This is a genomic window from Rhodopseudomonas sp. BR0C11 (assembly GCF_010820945.1).
Taxonomy (GTDB): Bacteria; Pseudomonadota; Alphaproteobacteria; order Rhizobiales; family Xanthobacteraceae; genus Rhodopseudomonas; species Rhodopseudomonas palustris_H.
The window spans coordinates 1-17,181 of the sequence record NZ_QTKI01000012.1; the positions used below are offsets into that span (position 1 = coordinate 1).

The window sequence follows — 17,181 nt, forward strand, 5'->3', positions numbered from 1 at the left end:
GTCGAGCGCCCGGCCAGTTTCCGGATGAACGGCGTTCACCATCAAGTGGACATGGGGATGCTTATCCGTGTGGCAAACCACGAGTGCCTGATGCTCGTCCCAGCCCATATGGGCCAAGAACGATTCTGAGGCCTCGATCATCTGCTCGCGCGACGGGCTTTCAGAGGGATGCCAATTCAAGGAGATATGGCGCACCGGGTACTCAAGCGGACGACCACCCGCCTTCAATCCGGCCTGCCGCTTCAGTTGGTCGGCGCTCCGAAAGGTCCAGTACATCTCGTCGATGGCAAGCGACGGATGATCGCTTGCAAGGTTGATGGTGTGGGTCCAGGGCACCCGGTTCGAGGTGCTGGCCTTGGCCGGATCGTGCAATAGGTACATCCCGGCCTTCTTGAACGATTTCCCTGATCGAAACAGCTTAGGCACCATCGGTGGACGCCTTTCGAATGATTTCGCGGATCGCTTCGAGGAGGGAGCGCAATTCCGACGGCTCTGGCACCTGCAACCGATGGAAATTCCGCGAAATCTGATTGAGGTTGTTTCCGATCCGCGACATCTGCGCGATGAAAAGAGGATCGAGATGTGGCGCACTTGTGCGCGGAGGCAATTTGATCGGACGGTCGGACAACAGCTGCGCGCGCCCAAAATCGACCGGACGCATCCCAACAGACGCCGCCCGTGCGCGAAGCCAGGCCAGCTCCCTGACTGTCAGCTTCAGGTTGAGCTGCTGATCGCGCCTTTCGGTTTTGTTCGGTCGGGCCATGTCTGCTCGTTGTTAGCAGAGCGCATGCGTCCTCATATGGGTCCGGGGCCTCGTCAGCCCCGGCGAGTGGTTTGCGGTACCGCAAACCACATCTCGCTACGCTCTAGGCCAAACCCCATATCACGCGCTGCAATGCGTTTGCTGGCTCATCACCTTTCAAAATCAAACGTACTTCCATCCGTCGCGATGGAGTGTGGACGATTACTTACAATTCCGAGGCGCGCCTCTCTGACTCTGTGATCTCATTCTGCGTGTCAGCATGGAGGAGATTGACATGGTCAGAGGACTTGCTTGGAAACTGGGGCTGCTGGTCTGCCTTTGGTACGAGATTGCGGTCGAGCTGAAGATTAACGGAACGGCAGCCTTCCTTGTCGCGATGCTGGTGATTGCGGGAGGCTTGTTCGTCCTGCGGCTCCCCTCACAATTGGCAGGGATGATCGGGCCCAGCACTTTGGCACTGATGGTGCATGGCGTTGCGTGGCTGGTGGTTTACTTTGCGGTTGCGCCGCGAGCTGTGACCGACATGCCGCTCGTGCTGACGCTGGCTGCGGTGGCGGCACTGGTCATGATGGGAGGTCAATGCCGCATGCTCTATGAGCGCGAGCGGCGGAAGTTTGGCCGAGAGGTGTGGGCCCGCCATTCGACCGTGATCACCGGGGCTGTGCTGGGCGTGCTATTTCTGGGAATGGTCGCCATCCGGCAATGGCATTCCATTTGGCCGCTGGTAGCTGCGGTGCTGCTTCCCGGCCTGCCCTTCATGTTTGGTTGGCGGATGGGGCCGATTGCCGGTCAGTGGCGGGCGGATGCCAAGTTCGGCTCGGCCAAGGATTTCCGCAAGGCTGGCTTTAGCGAAGAGCGCTAAAGCGAAGGAGGCAGAGATGAGCTTTCCCATTCCCTATGGCTACGAGCCGGAACGCCAGACCTTCCCCAGCTATACGGACAACCGGCATCTGTGCACATTCGGCCCGACACGCAGCGGCAAGGGTGCGTCCGTGATCGTGCAGGCGCTGCTGCAGGTCTCGCATAGCGTGGTGGTGGTTGACCCGAAAGGGCAGAACGCGGCGGTGACGGCCGGTCACCGCGCGGCTCTGGGCCATGACGTCTATGTGCTCAATCCGTTCGGCCTGCATACCGGCAGTCCGTGGAATCTGCCTCGCCATCGCTATAACCCGCTCTCCCGGCTGGACATCAAGAGTCCAAACGTGGTTGCGGAAGCAGCGGCGCTGGCCCAAGCGCTGATCGTGACGCAGGCGCGCGATCCGTATTTCGATGATACGGCGCGCGACCTGGTGGCGGCCTTGATGCTGCATCTGGTCGCAACGCGCGGCCGCACGGCCACGCTTGCACAGATGCGGCGGATGGTGACGGACATCTCGGCCCGCAATGACGATGCCGCGTCTTTGCTGGTCGCGATGCGTAAGAGCCCCTATCCCTTCATTCGGCAGCCGATTGCCCGCTTCTTCGACGCCGAGGCTCGGGATATCTCCAGCGCTATCAATACAGCGGTGACACAGACAAGCTTTCTTGACGATCCGGCGCTGTCGGATGAGGCGAGCCTCGGCACGCTGACCGGCAACGATGTCGATCTGCGCCAGCTCAAAAGGAAGCCGACGACCGTCTACCTGATCCTGCCGGGGCAGTTCATGGACGCTTATTCCCGGTTCTTGCGCCTGTTAATCACCTCGGCGATCGATACGATTACGGCAGAGCCGGGCGGGCATCCGGTGCTCTTCATCCTCGATGAATTCGCACGACTTCAGCAATTACCCGCCATTTCGAACGCTTTCGGATTTGCAGCGGGGTTCAATCTGCAGCTTTGGCCGTTCCTGCAGGACGTGCCGCAGCTGCGGGCGGTGTACGGCACACAGTGGATGAGCATTCTTGCCAACTGTGGTCTCGTGCAGTTCTTCACGCCGACTGACGTCGAGACCGCCGAATATGTGCAGCGGCGCGGCGGGACCTTTACAGGCGAGAGCCGGAGCCGGGCCTATTCAGGCGGCATTCTCAAATCGGAACGGGGCGATACGCTAAGCGAAAGCCAGATGCCCCTGTTGCCGTTCGAGCGAATGATGAGCCTGCCGCCCAATGAAGCGGTGACCTTCTTTGCTGGCAGGCATGATCCATTTCTCGTGGGTCGCGCGCCGTACTGGGAGATCCCGCGCCTCGCGGGGTGCTTCGACCCAGATCCCTATCATCGATCATGACAAGAAAATAGCGCCTACCATGTAAGATGAAGAGCGTCGCCTCGCGGCGGCAATCTATATCGCTATTGGAGAGGCACGAAGTAAACGCACACGCGGCAACTCCAACACAAGCAATGCGGCGCGAACAAAACAGACGCGCGCTTTAACTATTATTAACGGGTCCTCCATTCCACTGTTCATCTGCGGACCTAGCCCTTCTCTGGATCCGGCTTGATCTAAATGTCCAACCGATTAGTATGTCGTGCATAGATAGGACTAACGATGCTCGCTACTAAACTCACTGGACTCGCCGTCTACGGAGCAACCCTCCTAGGAGCCGCCTCAGTATTTTCGGCTTTAAGCCCTGCTCCTGACCGCTCTCTGGAAGAGTCAGTGAACAAGTGCGTGAACCAGCAGTTTCAGGAGAACGGGTTCGCATTGTCCGCCCCTAATGGCAACAAGGGGCGCACCACAAAGGGCGAACGACCCGACGCTCCTTCCGTGACTGTGTTCTTCCGCGTACCCAACGAGGCCGAACTACGAATAGGCGATCTAGGTGGCAGGTTTCCTATTGAACAAGTAACTAAATTGGAGCTAGCTCAAAAGGTCGCCGCGGAAATCTCCTCCCGATGCCTGAGCCAATATAAGCGACAAGGCAGCGCCCAACATCGCGCACAGCCGTCCTAGCCGATCGAGCTCACCAGCCGCGTTTCGGCATAATCCGCATCTGACGCAAGACGCTCCTCCTCTGCACTTATTACACCACAACCTGAGGCGGGACGGGTGCCCTCACTGCCTTCACGAACCTTGCGACAGAGCGCTTAATCACCACGTCTGCATTAGCAACCAAATACAGAACACCGACTAGAGCGGTTGCCTCGTAGGCAATTTGCCGCGAGCCGGTCGCTTTGTTCGGCGCAATTTGGATGGCGGGTGGCGGCCATCGGACGGCGCGTCGGCGAGTGCCTCGCCGTTGGTGATCAGCTCAAGGACGCTCTCCGGGCTTGTGAGCAGCAGCTTGCTTTGGTCGTTGCCGTCGAGATCGCGCCAGCGCAACCGGGATTGATAGGGCTTTGATGGCTTGAAGCCCTCGGCGGGGCTGAACAACTCCACGCCAAAGCGGATGGCGGGGTTGATCGCGGTCTGGTCGTCCGCGACGAATAGAAAGCGGTGGGCGCTTGCAAAGTCCGCCACACTATCTTCGATCAGAATGCTGTCGCGGTTGAGCAGCACAGCGCGGGCCAGAAAGTTGCGGCTAGTCTGGATTGGTGACGGATCTGTTGCGACATACGGCTCGACAAAAGCGAGCTGGTTTTGCGGGATCAGTCGTTTTCCAATGGTGAATGTATCGGCCATGATTTCCTCCTTTGTGGATGGTCCATGCCAGCACATCGCAACCGGTGGCCTCTCTACAAGGCAGGGGCTTGCTTCAAAGAAATTATGGCAGTCAACGAGAGCGACTTCGATCGCCGTCCGAAATGACGCATGTTCGTACCTCACCCGGATCGTGGCGCGCATGAAACTCCGACTCAAATTCGTCGCTGTCTGGAGATAGGCGCAGGCTTTCGGAGAAGCGCGATGCGGCGATGGAGAAAACGTCCAATCCGTTCGGCGGAGCTACTTCTTTCAATTATGCGCGCCAATATGCCCTGCGCCGTCTTTATTCGAGACAACGGCGAAAATTGCGTGATGACGATTGATCCAGACGACGACGTCGGCCTCCCCTGCGATTGCATCAGGCCTATCAAGACGATGAGCGAGGCCGACCAGTTGCTTGACCGGGCAATCGTGGCCTGTTTCGAGAATCAAGAAGAAGACTTCTTTGCCTTGCCTGTCCGTTTCGGACCATCGGGAAGAATGTGGGTGCTGTCCGATGCGTCCTATGCACCGGGCATGATCGACTATGACAGCGGGACGGACGAGCGGGCCTGACGGGGTCACCCGCCTGACGCACTTCCCCTGTGGTTCGGCTTGATGGGAACGAGCTTGCCCTTGAGGTCGCGGATGATGTGGGCCGTTATCACGTTGCGCACGAATTCATCCGGTGTGAGGTTCGGCACCAGATCGCCGGACAGTCCGAGAAAGCTGCGGTAGCCCGTCTGGCTGATAAACGGTTTGTCCCGATCGACCGCGTGAGCCGCAAAGCCGAGCCACGCCACAACCGACGAGGCGATCCCGAAAATTCCTTCAAGCTCGATGCGGGCACGCATGTCCAGCACCGTAATCTCGAAGCAACCCGATTGGCCCCATAGGGGCACCTCGTCTTCCCGCGCCCGCGTCTCCCGGTCAAGAATGCAGCCCGGCGCATCGGGCCCGGCGAGAATGCCGGGCTCGAAGGCATTAAGCTTGTTGGCAAGCAGGTCCGCCTCGGCGCGAAGCGCCATCGCCTTTGCCTCGTCCGCTTCGAGCATGGCGGCGTGGTGCCGGTCGATCAGACCGCGCATATAGGGCACGGCCTTTTCCAGCGTGTCCGGCAGATGCGCGGCTTCGCGCCGTTGCTGCTGGTGATCGTTCTGCCTTTCGGCTTCGGCGAGTAGCTCGCCGAAGCCGAGTTGTTCGGAGCTGCGCGCGGTCATGCTGCGGCCGCCTGAAGCTGCTGCGGCTGAAGGCCGTGCAGGAAGTCGACAGCCCGCTGCGCATAAGACGCAGCGGTGAAGATGGCCCGTTTGTCCCGCTTCAGCACTTCCAGCCAGTTGCCGATATAGGCGGCGTGATCCTCGCGGACTTCCGGCGTCAGTTCGAGATCAGCGGACAGGAAGGCGGAGCCGAGTTCGGCGACAAGCTCTTCCATCGCGTAGCCTTCATCGCCCCAGCGCTTCCGCCCGAATTCCCGGTTGAGGCGGGATTCATGGCGGGTCCAGTGGATGGTCTCATGGGCGCGCGTGGCGTAGTAGCTTTCGGGATCGCGGAAGGCTTCGAAGGGCGGCAGGTCGATACGGTCCTGCGAGATGACATAGCAGGCCCGGGTGCCGCCGTGATGGGTTTCGGCTTTGGTTGCGGCAAAGAAGGCTTCTGCTCGCTCGATCCGCTGTACCACGTCCGCGCGTGGCGCGGGCCTGGCATAGAAGTGATCCGGCAGGCCGTCGACCTGTTCGACGTTGAACACGGTATAGCCTTTGAGGAACGGGATTTCGGTTGAGGACTCTTCGCCCGTGGCGGGGTCGGTCTCCGTGCGCCGAATGCGACCAGCATAGACGACAAGATTGCCCTTCTCGCCCTTGCGTACATGGCCACCGAGGTCGATTGCTTGTTTGAAGGTCATCCAGACCGGCGCGCAGAAATCGCGCTCAAGGGCGGCCATCCAAAGCATCAGGACATTGACGCCCTGATAGGGGATGCCGTTAGCCCGCAGCGGGCGCGTGATGCGCCCGGCTGCATGTTGTACGCTCCATGGCTTCAGCCATGGCCGCGTGCCTTCTTCCAGCTGCTGGATGATCTGGTCGGTGATGTTTTGATAGAGGTCCTTTTGCATGGTTGCCTCCCTCACGCGACGATTGCGCCGATGCGCTGGGCTTCGGCTGCGTATTCGCTCAAGGTGGCATTGGCGGTGAATTGCAGATCGCGCTCGACCTTGAGGCCCATGGGGCCGGTCACGCTTTCCAGTTCGGAAAGGCGCACGTCGCCGAGCTCGGGGCAGCCAAAGCCAAGGTCACAGAGGCCGAAAGCAAGGTCCGGGTCGTCGGGGTTCAATTCACTGATCAGCCAGACGGCATCGGTCCACGGGCAGAACAGCTTGACGACGGGCTTGAAGTCTTCCGTCTTGCCGTCCTTGCCGATATGGGCCGCATTGACGCGGCCGTTTTCAAGTAACTGATCGATCTGGGACTGGGTGAGTAGTTTCATGATGATCTCCTTTAGGCATGGGGTGCAGCAGCTGCTGCACCCCTGCCCGTCGGCGAGACCGGGGGTAGCAAGTGCAAGGAGGCTCCGCGCGCGCGACGCCGAGGGTCCGCACGAGGGTCCCCGCTCCTTCTTCAAAACTAAAATGTGCGGGGAGACGTGCGGAGGCGGCGGCGCGTGCGTGGATGCCTTGCGCGCGCGAGGGGCAGCGCCCCTTAGCACTCACACATAGACGTGCATGGCTTCGCCATGCGCCACACCGCGCGAGGGATTGAAGCCCGAAGGGCCGAGACCTGGCGCAGCCGGGGCTCGGTTCACGAAAGCCCGGCCCGCGTCAGCGGGCGCGCCCCCTCATGCAATCGCATGCAGAAGGGCAATGCATTTCGGGAAGGATGCAGTTGATGCACCAAGCCGAAACAACAACTTATTCGTACCGCTTCGGGAAACTTGTTCGAAAGAGTGCTTTCGCTTGCGGGAAGGCCTTTGGATGAGTTCAAGTTGACGAAGATCAAACGACTGGAATGGTTCCGGGCCTGCCCGTCATCGATCAGCCCCCCTGCCAATATGCCGCCAGCGGAAAGGGGGCCATCATGACCGAAAGCCAACTCATCAACGACGAATTGACGTTTGATATTGCCGCCGATCAGGCATTCCAACCGGCCGGGCGGGACCGCCTGTCAGGCGATCCCGAGCAAGCGCGACGTGAGGGCGCCGCTGTCCCTTGTGCGCAGCCATGCGCCCGGCCGGACGATTACTACCCGCAGTCACCACCGGACCAAGTTGAAGCCGAGGCCCTCCCGCCGGATCCACCGCCACAGAGAAAGCCGGAGATCCCGGAGATGCTGAGCCGTCGGGGTGCTACGGCTCTGGCCGCTCGCCTTGAGAAATATTGGCACGATCTGGGCTACCCCTCGGCCCGCTTTTGGGCCGCTCCCATCTCTGAGCGCTTCGACAAGGTCGGTACCTACGAGCTGTATCGCGTGGCCTGCAATCTTATCAACGGATTGCCGCCTCGCTATCGCGAGGACCAGCCGCGCCGCTGCTGATCACTCCGGATCGCGCTGAAACAGTTTTTGAGCGATCGACGATCATGGACTCTTTACGCGGGATTCCACCGGACTGTAGGATTCCGTGGTCACCGCGCAAATGCGGGCCTTCCCGAACAGGTCTATCGACCATCGGAGAACGCCATGCCGGGCTTTGCAAGACAGCGATATTCCGATCTATCGCGCCGTACGGTCGTAACCGGGCTTGGCGCAACAGCGCTTGCCAGTGCGCTTTCTACCCCTACCCCTACCCCTGCCCTTGCATTAAACTATTCCGCAGCACCGACTCTGGAAGAGCTGTTTGGGGCAGAGTGCATCACGGCCTTGCGCGAGAAGTTTCGGAGCAATGACTATCTGCTGACGACCATCAGCAATGAGACGGCTCTGCTCGATGCCAACGATCGCTTCCGGGTATCGCCAGAATTCCGAGAGAATTTCGTTCAGTTCGTGCTGTATGGCAGACCGTTCGAGCAATTCGTCGATTTTGACGACATCATCACATCGGACGAGGGCCTTCGCCATGTCCGGGCGCACATTGAGGGCCATGTCGTCATGGTCTTCCTCATGTTCGGACGAATGCCGGGCAATCTCGAGGAAGGCGTCCCCAAACTTGATCCATGGCGCATTCGATGGTGGCACGGCGACGACTGGAAGTCTGTCGGCTGGCCTGATCCAGAAGACGGACGCTATTGGCTCAAATCGCCGACGCTTTATTATTTCAGGCTGGCTGTGCTGGGGCAGTATCTAAACGAATGCTAGTCTCTCGCCGCACAATCCTGGCGCAGATGGGCGGGCTCGCTGCAACCGCAGCCCTGCCCGCTCTCGCGGCTCCGGCCCTACGATCCTTGCCGACGCTCGAAGAAGTCTTTGGCGAGCGCCGCATGGACTGGCTGATGGAGCTGTATCGCGCCCGCTTTCCGCCGCTTGTTCGCTTCATCCCCGAAGAAGCAATCTTCGACCGCCCCGGTCATTTCGGCGTGTCGGAAGAGTTTCGGCGCGGAATGACGCAATTCGTGCATGACGGCAAGCCTGTGCAATTCCTGGTGGACGACGACGCACCGCGCTTCGACATCACAGACGAAATCACCACGGATCAAACCTCGATCGACGGCATGGTCGAAATCGTGCTCCGGAGAGGCAAGGTCATCCCTCCCGACAGCGAATACATCTTCGCCGACTCTGCCCCGGACTCCACCATAGTGTGGTGGCGCTGGTGGCGAGGTAACGACGGACAACGGATGGGCTGGATCAGCTCACCCCAAAGGCGCAACCACTACGCGCGCCCTTATTGGCCCGAACCGCCGACGTGATTTCGGTTGTCGTTGGCTAAACAAGAAAAGACGACGGCACCAGCGTCGCCAAAGAGTTTTCGATTAGAATGGCTTGACACTGGTTCTAAGGCCACTTCATGCTCCGTGATGATACATCATTACGCTGCGATGACACTATCCATGACTGTACGAAATCCACGATACGACGGCCTCTACGTTTTCAAGCTCAATTTAGCGGCCATGCAGCCCGGCGATGTATTCCTGACGAGAAACGCGGAGGCGTCAGCGATCAAGGGTAAACTCACTTCTAGTCTGATCGCCCTATTTTCGCGGGGCGATTTCAGCCATGCACTAATGTGTACGGTGCCGCCCACGCTCATCGAAGCGATTGGTGACGGCGTCTCAAATCTGAGCGCGCAAACCTGCTTCGTTCACGACCTTCGACATATCCGGGTTCTTCGCTATCCTAACCAGGCCGTAGCGAAATTGGCCGCGAGCGCCGCGATGAAATTTTTCGCGAAGGGCTACTCCGTGGCGCGCGCCATTGCATCAGTACTTCCAGGCCGCCCCCAATCCTTGCCTGGAGATGAAGGAATTTTCTGTTCCGCACTGATCGCGGCGGCCTTTCGAGCAGCTGGTGCGACCGAGTTCGCAGCTACGCACCCACTCAAAGTGACCCCGGCTTGGTTGCAGAAATCACCACATTTCCAAGACGTCACCGACAGCATCTGCACACGGATTCTGTCACCCAGCAACATTGAAGAAATGAGCGCACTTGATGGAGTGCGAATACCCTCACCACTTGCGGGCCAGTCCGCGCTCTTTCGATCCTATTTCAACACGCTCTCCGCGCCTATCGCCGAGCTCTTAGCCGCGCACCCAACATTGACCGAGTGCGAGCCAACGACATTCTTCGAACTTCTCGAGTTCATCAGTTCGCTTTGCAGGGCGACGAGCCGTCTGCCGGACGGCCAAGCAGAGAGGGACGTGAAATGCAGGGTCGCACGAATTGACGAGCTTGCAGCCGAGTTACTCTCCGAGGGCAGCCTTCGCACTATGGAAGATGCGGCGGAGGCACGTGACGAAGAAAGTATTCGCTACACGCTGACCGAATCGTTCAAACCCAATCCCGACATCAATTTCGACGACCTGGTCGGCATGGTCCGGTCGACACGATCGCAGATTGCTTCGCGTTCTTCAGTATTGGACGATCCCGAGCGACCGCCCGGCCATTCAATGGCCTGGGACGAGTGGGAAAAGCACACACGTCAATCGCTAGTCTACTTCGAGCGGCGCCTGTCGGCGCTCACCGAAGCTCTGCAGAGGGCCTTCCCCACACCAACGGCGAACACCCAGCGTTAATAACTTTCGCCAAGCCCCGGCCGCTTCACCGCTTGTCGACTTCTTGAAATCACCACGAGAACGTCCGCATTTTTCGATCGATTGATCTCACAGCGATCGACTACTGTTCTACCGTACCGCAGCGCGCGTCCTCACGCTCAGAATACAGAGGGTCCCAGCTCACCTTTACAGTACAGCTGTACTTGTAGGTGACATGGCCCCAAGTGTCCTTTCGACTCTCTTCGCCGGAACTGATTTTCGTCCAGGTACTCAACGGCCCGACTTGCCGTGTCACAATAAACGAGTTGGCGACTTGGTTGCACCACTGGCCCTGATCGTGCCCGCCGTCCATCCAGCCTGAGGAATTGGCGTAGATCTCATTCTGATTCCAGCCCTCTTGGCCGAAATCTTTCAGACGGCAACGCTTCAGGCTCACTTTCTTTCTTGCAAGTATGATCTTGACGAGTTCTGACTTGCACATAGCAACCGTCGGAATGTTCTCCGGTAGCTTGTCGAATGGGATTCCTTTGTAAACCTCATCAACGCGCTCGGCATTGATTTCTGCATTCCCGCTCAAGAGCTTGGCCAATAATCCGGCGTTTGCGCCCACTTTTCCGCGTATGGCTGTCTTTGTATAGTTGCCCTCCGGAATGTCGCCACAAATGCTTTGGGCGAACTCGGACAACTCCTTAAATTCCTGCGCCGACGCAGCGGATGCAAAAACGGATATGAGAACAACAGTGGCTGCAAATCGTAGCCTCACTGAACTCTCCTAACGTAAAATTTTCTTATAACAATGGCTCGCTAAGCTAACTTTAAATTCGGAAGAGTCATCATTGACCGCTTACCAAGCATGGTCACAAAGTGGTGACGTGACCAGATCTTCAAGTGCCTGATCGTCAAACTTCTCATTTTCCCGTCGAACGCTTGAAGAAGATGTTGGCGATTCAGCTCCGCTATGTCAGCCAACGGGCGTAGGCTTGAATGTCAATCATCGGGACCGTGCCACTAAACTGCAGTGTGGAGATGAGATTGAACAGGAATGCGGTCGCCGGCCGTCCTTCGGGAGTGAAAGTGTAACTTTTGGTCTTGGGGTCGATAGCAAAATGGCCATGCGCAGCCACGCAGCCCATATCGAGCCGCTCCATTTCATCGGCAACTTGCAGCGCAAGCACGAGGGGATCACCGAAGGCAGGTTTCCAATCGCTCTCAAATGTCAGGAGGCCACCCAGGATCGGAATGAGTTGTTTGGCTGGGTACGTGCCACCCGCGTGCGGAATGGGAAGGCTCGTGCGATGAAGGCGGCGAACCGTGGCGACCTTCTTCTGTGCGTACTCGACTTGCGTTGCATTAATCGCCTGCTTCGCCTCGAAGGCCGCATAGACACTCTCAGCAGGAACGATGGTCTGGCCCTGAAACTTGAAAATGAAGGGCGAATATTGCCGATCGAAGACAACAACATCGATTTGATCGCTGAAATTGCCTTGGCTGTCGACTACGTGCGCGGAAGCCGCTTGATAGCGCTGTGGTAGATAGGCCTGGAGCATATCGAGCCATACCTGCTCACTGGCGTCGCCCTTGGTACCAGAATGCGCGAACGACTTCCGCGCGATGGCTAGTTTCTGTTGAATCTCGTCGTGCAAGCCGCACAGCAATTCGGCAAGAGACCAGCTGCTCATGCGGACTTCTCCTGAAAGGGCGGCGTCGGGACGACGGCCTTGGCAATTTCGATCGCCCGAGCGGCGGTGACCGCTTTCGTCGGATATGCGTCCAAAATGATAGAGGGCAGCAAACGTTGCGTCAGGTCAGAGAACGTATATCCATACGGAACTCCCGCCTTCGGTCCCGTTGCCGTGACCATTTGCTCGATCTGAGCGGCGGAAAAGCCAAGCTCACCAAGAGGCTTGTAAAGCATCGCCCGACGCTGCGCGTCGTCCGGTCGCTGAAACTGCAGGATCTCTGCGGCGCGGCGGCGCAACGCAGGATCAAGTGCGCCGAGGCGATTGGTGCACATGATCACAGCCGCCGGGAGAGCTCCATTTCCGATTCGATCGACGCCGCGAATGAAGGCATTCACGCCAGCGCGGTCCTCGTGATGCATTTGGGCCGCTTCGCGGGATTGAGCGAGCGCATCGGCTTCGTCGACAAGAAGGATAATGCCGCCGCGGGACTTGCCAGACGCCGCCTTGAGTTTAGAAGCCTCGGTTACGGTATGATCAAAAGCCGCCGAAATGAGCTGGGTCATCTCTCCGACCCGGCCTTGGCCTCGAGTGGCAAGGCTCAACGGAAACAGGGTCACGTCGATGTTTTCCTGTCGCGCAACCTGATCGCCGATCGTTTCGGCGAGTTCGGTCTTGCCGGAGCCAACATCCCCTGCCAACACCACGAGCGGGGGGCGGCGCAAGATGCTGTTCAACGAGCCGTTGAGTTGGGGATGATGGGACTGAGCCCATTTCCGTAGCCCCTCGGGATTGATCAGCAGCCCCAAAATCTTCATCAAGCGCTGCTTGTGATCATCGAGGCCAACCAGGGCTGCAAGTCGCTGACGGGCAAGCGGGTCGGGATAGTTCTGGCGACGCTCGAATAGATCATCAAGATTAGGCTTCGTGTTCATTACCAGCTCCTAACGCTCTGACGGTTGAGGGCCTGACCGCCCGCCGAATAGGTGCGATCGGGAGAAAAGTAGCCGCTGACGCCGGGCTCGCTAGAATCGCCGCGAGAGAAAGGCAACACCCGATGCAGAGCCGCACGAGTTGCTTCACTCGCCGTGTAGTATGCCGACGAATAGGTCAGGAACGAACAAAAGCTTGCGTTGCTCACGTCCGCGCCTGGGCGCACCTTGCCCGGGTCATCATCGTTAGCTGCCATTCCCCGCAAATCGTTCGCGGTGTAGCGCAGCGTCGGCTCGATCCATGAGCTGTTGCGCTGATAGCCATACGTGACTTCGGACAGGAAACCGGCTTTTAGCAGCTCGATGAGTTCGGTTTCGTAGTTGGCGATCCGCGCATCACTGGGGTCGCCGTAAAAGCGCTGCACGCGCTTGAGGTCAGTGGCGACTTTCGAGGCCATGTGGCGCGCATGCGTCACCGTGAAGGCAGCGGATTCCGTAATGGCGTAACTCGTGCTCATATCTATCTCACACCTGAAAGGAGGGGCCAAAAACGCGTTGCCAATGCCGGACCGTCTCGCCCTTTGTGGGCGCTGCGAGCGCCGCGTCGATTGCGTCTCCCGCGTCAAGTGCGGCATCGACGATCGCGTCAGCCTGCTGAGAGGTGTAAAGGCGACTGACGTTGTTCGCGGCGTTGACCGGATCAATGATCTTCACCGGTTCCGTGATCGTGCCGACGCTTGAGGCGGGGTAGTAGTCGCCAAAGACGATGAGCTGGCGGAAATTGCTCTTGGCGATGTACGTGAAGAAATGCTGCAGCGCCTCGGGATAGTCCGCGAGATTGACGCCGCTATCAGCGAGGTGTGCGAGCACCAGCTCGACCATGAAGGATTTGAAACGGAAGCCCTCCTGCTCGTTCTTCAGCTTGCGCGTCCAGAACTTCAAAAGGCGGGCAACCTGCGCAAAGTGAGTATCCTGCGCCCCCTTACGCTTGCGAATAAATTCGAGGTGATATGGGATGTTGGTCTTGAGGAGGGAGCCATCTTCCTGGCTCACCAAGTTGCCATACCATTCCTTGTCGCCGTCATAGAGGATCGGAACGACGTCCACATCGAGGCCGGTGCCTTTGAACGATACCGTCACGCAGTAGGTCTGCGGTTTGACCTGATCCGGCGAGAAATTCGGAAACGCCTTACGCAGGCGCTCGGCAAGATATTCGATAAGCGCCGCCACCTCTTTGGGCGCGTTTGCGCCGCTAATGTAACAGGCGACGTCAATGTCATTGAGGGTGCGCAGGGCTGTGCCCTTGGCTAGGCTGCCAGACAACAACATCTTGCGCAGTGAAAAGTCGGGATGCTCACCTAGGTAGGTTTCCAGCCGCTCACGGAGGCGGCGCACCTGCGCGCGGTACTCATCGGCCTGCTCCTTGGGCAAGTTCACACGCTCGGAGGCAAAACGAACGATATCGGCATGATCAATGTGGCTGCGGCTCATCTGGCAATCCAAAGGCTTGCGGTGCGGCGGATGATGAATCGTTGACTGCACCGCTCTGACGGGACTAGTATCCTTATGGATAAAGAAAGTTTACCTGTCAAGAAACTTTACTGATCGTCGGAGTATGCCGTGGATAAGCCCGCCGCCAAACCCCGCTGGGGAGCAGAACAACGCCTTGAATTTATTGAATTTCGCCTGTTCTGGGAGGGGAGCGTTAATCGGTCGGACTTAAGGGAGAAATTCGGGGTGTCGATTCCCCAAGCCTCCGCGGACCTAGCGCAGTACCGCGAGCGAGCGCCGGAGAATCTCCGGTACGACAGCAGCGGGAAGCGCTATCTTCCGTCCGAAACGTTTGAACAACGTATCCTGCGGCCAAACGCAGAGCGCTATCTTGCCCAGATGCGAGCTGTTGCCGAAGGGGTTGTCTCGCAGCTCGACACATGGATGCTTCCACTCGGAGATGTGGGTGTGACACCCGTTCCGTCGCGGCGAGTGGACCCGGAAACGTTACGCTTCTTCCTGACAGCGATACGAACCGAGCGCTCCGTGCACATCGAATATCAATCGCTGAACGATATGAGGCCGGAACCCGTGTGGCGGTGGATCACCCCACATGCATTCGGTACAGATGGTCTGCGATGGCACGTTCGCGCCTTCTGTCACATCGAACGAGCCTTCAAGGACTTTATCATCTCAAGATGTCTCAACGTCGGCCAAACAGGAGCGCCGGAAGCAAGATCATCCGATGATCACGACTGGCACAACACCTTCACGGTGGTACTCGTGCCCAACCCAAAGCTTTCGGCGGCGCAACAAAAGACTATAGAGCTTGACTATGGCATGAGCGGTGGCCGCTGCGAATTGAAAGTGCGGCTTGCATTGCTCTATTACCTCGACAAGCGCCTACGACTAGACGTTGCCGAAAAGCAGGACCGACCAAAGGAAACGCCAATAGTCGTCGCGAACAGAAATGAGTACGATAGAGCTCTAAAGCGAATCAAGTACTAGGCAAATAATTGAGGCTTTGCGGTGCAACCTACTTACTTTGCATCATTCTTGCTTTGCGAGCGACCCGAAATAGCACCACCGACGGTGACCGAGGTGTTGGATCATGTCGCAAACTGGCTCTTCAACAATCCTCATCGACAGATGGCGCGGCCAGCCGATTGGCCAAACCTTGCTGAGCCTTTGATCTTTTCGAACGGAGAGAAAATCCAGGTCCTGCGATGGCAAGATGAAAACGAGCCGACGGACGTCGCTGCCGTTCGTTTTGAGCACCTGGACGAGCAATCGCGTCTGCTGTGGCGCACGGACTGCATTGTTGTTCGCTCCGAAAAGCCCACTCCTGTCGTACGTTTTTCGATAACGGTTGCTGCTGGCGGTGCGAACGATCAAACCTTTCTCCTACGACCGCCCTCTTCACGTCCCCGAATTGTCTACACCATCATGGATAGGTACGGCGGGCGTGAGGAATTTCCTCTTAAATCCAAGTACTTCAATATCGCAGCGAGCGAATCGGCACCGTTTACAGGCTTCCTGCTAAACCCGCAGCGTTCAATGCCGGTCGTTTTCATCAGCCGCACCAACGAAGGTGAAGCGCTACTGTGCGATCCTGCCGAATTAGCAAGCAAGCTTGTCGGCATTGCCTATGTTTGTGTGGCTGACTCCGTGCGCCTTAGTTGGAATTTGACCGAGCATATCGACAATAGATTGAATGCTTACGATGGAACTGTGCGCCTCTACTGGCCGCGCATGAGCGCTGATGATCCGCCGTATCGGCACCGCTGGTGGAACGCTCGACAACTGAGCGAGCGGAATATCGGTGGAGAATTGTTAAGACTTATCGGGACTGCCTCGATCACTCGGTACGTCCGCGGGCTTGTCCGATGGGAAGATATTGAGCGCGAAAACACGCGCCGGACGATCCACGTCCTGCAAAATTCGGCAAAGAACGAGTCAAGCAAGATTTCCGACGAATGGTTGCGGCAGTACGAGGTAGACTTAGGCGCACTCGATGCTACCCGCAAAGAGTTGGCGGCTGCTTCGGAAGCGCTATTAGAGCGCGAGGGTGAGATACGGCTCTGGAAAAACATGTATCTTCAGGCTCAGCGTTCAAAAGCCGCCGATCCTGATGGCCAACCAGCGGATCTGCAGGGTATTGAAACAACGGACGAGGCGATCGACGCCGCACGGAAAGATTTCGCGAACCGTCTGGAGGTGCTCGATGGTCGAGTATCAAAGGAGTCATCTCAATTCGAGCAGCCCGAATTGTTGTACGCAGCATTTAACTGGCTTGCGACCACGTACTGGAACGCCCGGGCCGGCGTTGAGCGATGTGCTGATTTGGACCACTCTTGCCGCGAGAGTTGCCAGTTTAGGTACAACGCGCATCAATCCGAAATCACGATGAGTACCTATGCCGCCGATTACGAGGTAACATATGGTGGCGCGCGCGTGAAGCTCAAGGAACACATTGGATACGGCGTCAGCACCGAACCTCGCCACACTATCCGTGTTGCATTCTTTTACGATGAGAAGAGTCGCAAAGTAGTCATTGGATATATCGGGCAGCATCAGCCGACCAGAAGCTCAAACTGAACGTTGTAGGACCAACAGGCTGACAACACCTTCGATG

At 58.0% G+C, this 17,181-nt stretch carries 20 protein-coding genes; 9 read left to right on the top strand and 11 right to left on the bottom strand.

Features of this window, described 5'->3' with window-relative positions:
* Positions 1-429, bottom strand: a 429-nt coding sequence (locus DYI24_RS02445) for a relaxase/mobilization nuclease domain-containing protein (RefSeq protein WP_164571124.1), incomplete at its 3' end; no start/stop codon positions are given.
* On the bottom strand, positions 419-763 hold the full coding sequence (locus DYI24_RS02450; RefSeq protein WP_164571125.1) for a plasmid mobilization protein: 345 nt from the start codon (positions 761-763) through the stop codon (positions 419-421). The genes DYI24_RS02445 and DYI24_RS02450, both read right to left, overlap by 11 nt.
* A 259-nt stretch (positions 764-1,022) precedes the next feature.
* Between DYI24_RS02450 and DYI24_RS02455 the strand changes: the two genes are divergently transcribed.
* Complete coding sequence (locus DYI24_RS02455) at positions 1,023-1,625, top strand: hypothetical protein (RefSeq protein WP_164571126.1); 603 nt, start codon at positions 1,023-1,025, stop codon at positions 1,623-1,625.
* Positions 1,626-1,641: 16 nt separating this feature from the next.
* A complete protein-coding gene (locus tag DYI24_RS02460) occupies positions 1,642-2,967 on the top strand; it encodes a type IV secretory system conjugative DNA transfer family protein (protein WP_164571127.1) in 1,326 nt (441 codons plus the stop codon).
* A gap of 843 nt (positions 2,968-3,810) precedes the next feature.
* Here DYI24_RS02460 and DYI24_RS02465 read toward each other — a convergent pair.
* The gene (locus DYI24_RS02465; protein WP_164571128.1) at positions 3,811-4,302 is read right to left on the bottom strand and encodes a hypothetical protein; all 492 of its coding nucleotides are present in this window, start codon (positions 4,300-4,302) and stop codon (positions 3,811-3,813) included.
* A 129-nt stretch (positions 4,303-4,431) separates the two neighbouring features.
* Between DYI24_RS02465 and DYI24_RS02470 the strand changes: the two genes are divergently transcribed.
* On the top strand, positions 4,432-4,878 hold the full coding sequence (locus tag DYI24_RS02470) for a hypothetical protein (RefSeq protein WP_164571129.1): 447 nt from the start codon (positions 4,432-4,434) through the stop codon (positions 4,876-4,878).
* 5 nt (positions 4,879-4,883) lie between these two features.
* Here DYI24_RS02470 and DYI24_RS02475 read toward each other — a convergent pair whose 3' ends face one another.
* The 3 genes from DYI24_RS02475 to DYI24_RS02485 are packed head-to-tail and all read right to left on the bottom strand — an operon-like array spanning position 4,884 to position 6,789.
* The gene (locus DYI24_RS02475) at positions 4,884-5,522 is read right to left on the bottom strand and encodes a hypothetical protein (RefSeq protein ID WP_164571130.1); all 639 of its coding nucleotides are present in this window, start codon (positions 5,520-5,522) and stop codon (positions 4,884-4,886) included.
* Complete coding sequence (locus tag DYI24_RS02480; protein WP_164571131.1) at positions 5,519-6,418, bottom strand: ArdC family protein; 900 nt, start codon at positions 6,416-6,418, stop codon at positions 5,519-5,521. The genes DYI24_RS02475 and DYI24_RS02480 overlap by 4 nt, the downstream gene beginning before the upstream one ends.
* Before the next feature lie 11 nt (positions 6,419-6,429).
* Positions 6,430-6,789 carry a DUF2958 domain-containing protein gene (locus DYI24_RS02485; RefSeq protein WP_164571132.1) on the bottom strand — a complete coding sequence of 120 codons (360 nt, stop codon included), beginning with the start codon at positions 6,787-6,789 and terminating at the stop codon, positions 6,430-6,432.
* A 587-nt stretch (positions 6,790-7,376) separates the two neighbouring features.
* Here DYI24_RS02485 and DYI24_RS02490 point away from each other — a divergent pair.
* The 4 genes from DYI24_RS02490 (at position 7,377) to DYI24_RS02505 (ending at position 10,465) form a co-directional block, all read left to right on the top strand.
* Positions 7,377-7,832 (top strand): hypothetical protein, encoded by a 456-nt coding sequence (locus tag DYI24_RS02490; protein WP_164571133.1) that lies wholly within the window; start codon positions 7,377-7,379, stop codon positions 7,830-7,832.
* Between the two features lie 144 nt (positions 7,833-7,976).
* The gene (locus DYI24_RS02495; RefSeq protein WP_164571134.1) at positions 7,977-8,591 is read left to right on the top strand and encodes a hypothetical protein; all 615 of its coding nucleotides are present in this window, start codon (positions 7,977-7,979) and stop codon (positions 8,589-8,591) included.
* Positions 8,592-8,677: 86 nt separating this feature from the next.
* Complete coding sequence (locus DYI24_RS02500) at positions 8,678-9,142, top strand: hypothetical protein (protein ID WP_164571135.1); 465 nt, start codon at positions 8,678-8,680, stop codon at positions 9,140-9,142.
* A 141-nt stretch (positions 9,143-9,283) separates the two neighbouring features.
* The gene (locus DYI24_RS02505; RefSeq protein ID WP_164571136.1) at positions 9,284-10,465 is read left to right on the top strand and encodes a hypothetical protein; all 1,182 of its coding nucleotides are present in this window, start codon (positions 9,284-9,286) and stop codon (positions 10,463-10,465) included.
* A gap of 100 nt (positions 10,466-10,565) precedes the next feature.
* Here the strand turns inward: DYI24_RS02505 and DYI24_RS02510 are convergent, their stop codons facing one another.
* From DYI24_RS02510 to DYI24_RS02530, 5 genes are all read right to left on the bottom strand, one after another.
* On the bottom strand, positions 10,566-11,129 hold the full coding sequence (locus tag DYI24_RS02510) for a hypothetical protein (RefSeq protein WP_164571137.1): 564 nt from the start codon (positions 11,127-11,129) through the stop codon (positions 10,566-10,568).
* 271 nt (positions 11,130-11,400) lie between these two features.
* Complete coding sequence (locus DYI24_RS02515; protein WP_164571138.1) at positions 11,401-12,123, bottom strand: DUF6602 domain-containing protein; 723 nt, start codon at positions 12,121-12,123, stop codon at positions 11,401-11,403.
* Positions 12,120-13,058, bottom strand: a complete 939-nt coding sequence (locus DYI24_RS02520) for an AAA family ATPase (protein ID WP_164571139.1) — start codon at positions 13,056-13,058, stop codon at positions 12,120-12,122. The genes DYI24_RS02515 and DYI24_RS02520 overlap by 4 nt, the downstream gene beginning before the upstream one ends.
* Positions 13,058-13,573 carry an HORMA-1 domain-containing protein gene (locus tag DYI24_RS02525; protein WP_164571140.1) on the bottom strand — a complete coding sequence of 172 codons (516 nt, stop codon included), beginning with the start codon at positions 13,571-13,573 and terminating at the stop codon, positions 13,058-13,060. The genes DYI24_RS02520 and DYI24_RS02525 overlap by 1 nt, the downstream gene beginning before the upstream one ends.
* A 7-nt stretch (positions 13,574-13,580) precedes the next feature.
* On the bottom strand, positions 13,581-14,546 hold the full coding sequence (locus DYI24_RS02530) for a CBASS oligonucleotide cyclase (RefSeq protein ID WP_164571141.1): 966 nt from the start codon (positions 14,544-14,546) through the stop codon (positions 13,581-13,583).
* A gap of 129 nt (positions 14,547-14,675) precedes the next feature.
* Here DYI24_RS02530 and DYI24_RS02535 point away from each other — a divergent pair, with 129 nt between their 5' ends.
* Positions 14,676-15,554 carry a BrxR family helix-turn-helix transcriptional regulator gene (locus DYI24_RS02535; protein WP_164571142.1) on the top strand — a complete coding sequence of 293 codons (879 nt, stop codon included), beginning with the start codon at positions 14,676-14,678 and terminating at the stop codon, positions 15,552-15,554.
* A gap of 84 nt (positions 15,555-15,638) precedes the next feature.
* Positions 15,639-17,144 (top strand): hypothetical protein, encoded by a 1,506-nt coding sequence (locus DYI24_RS02540; protein WP_164571143.1) that lies wholly within the window; start codon positions 15,639-15,641, stop codon positions 17,142-17,144.
* Positions 17,145-17,181: the final 37 nt, after the last annotated feature.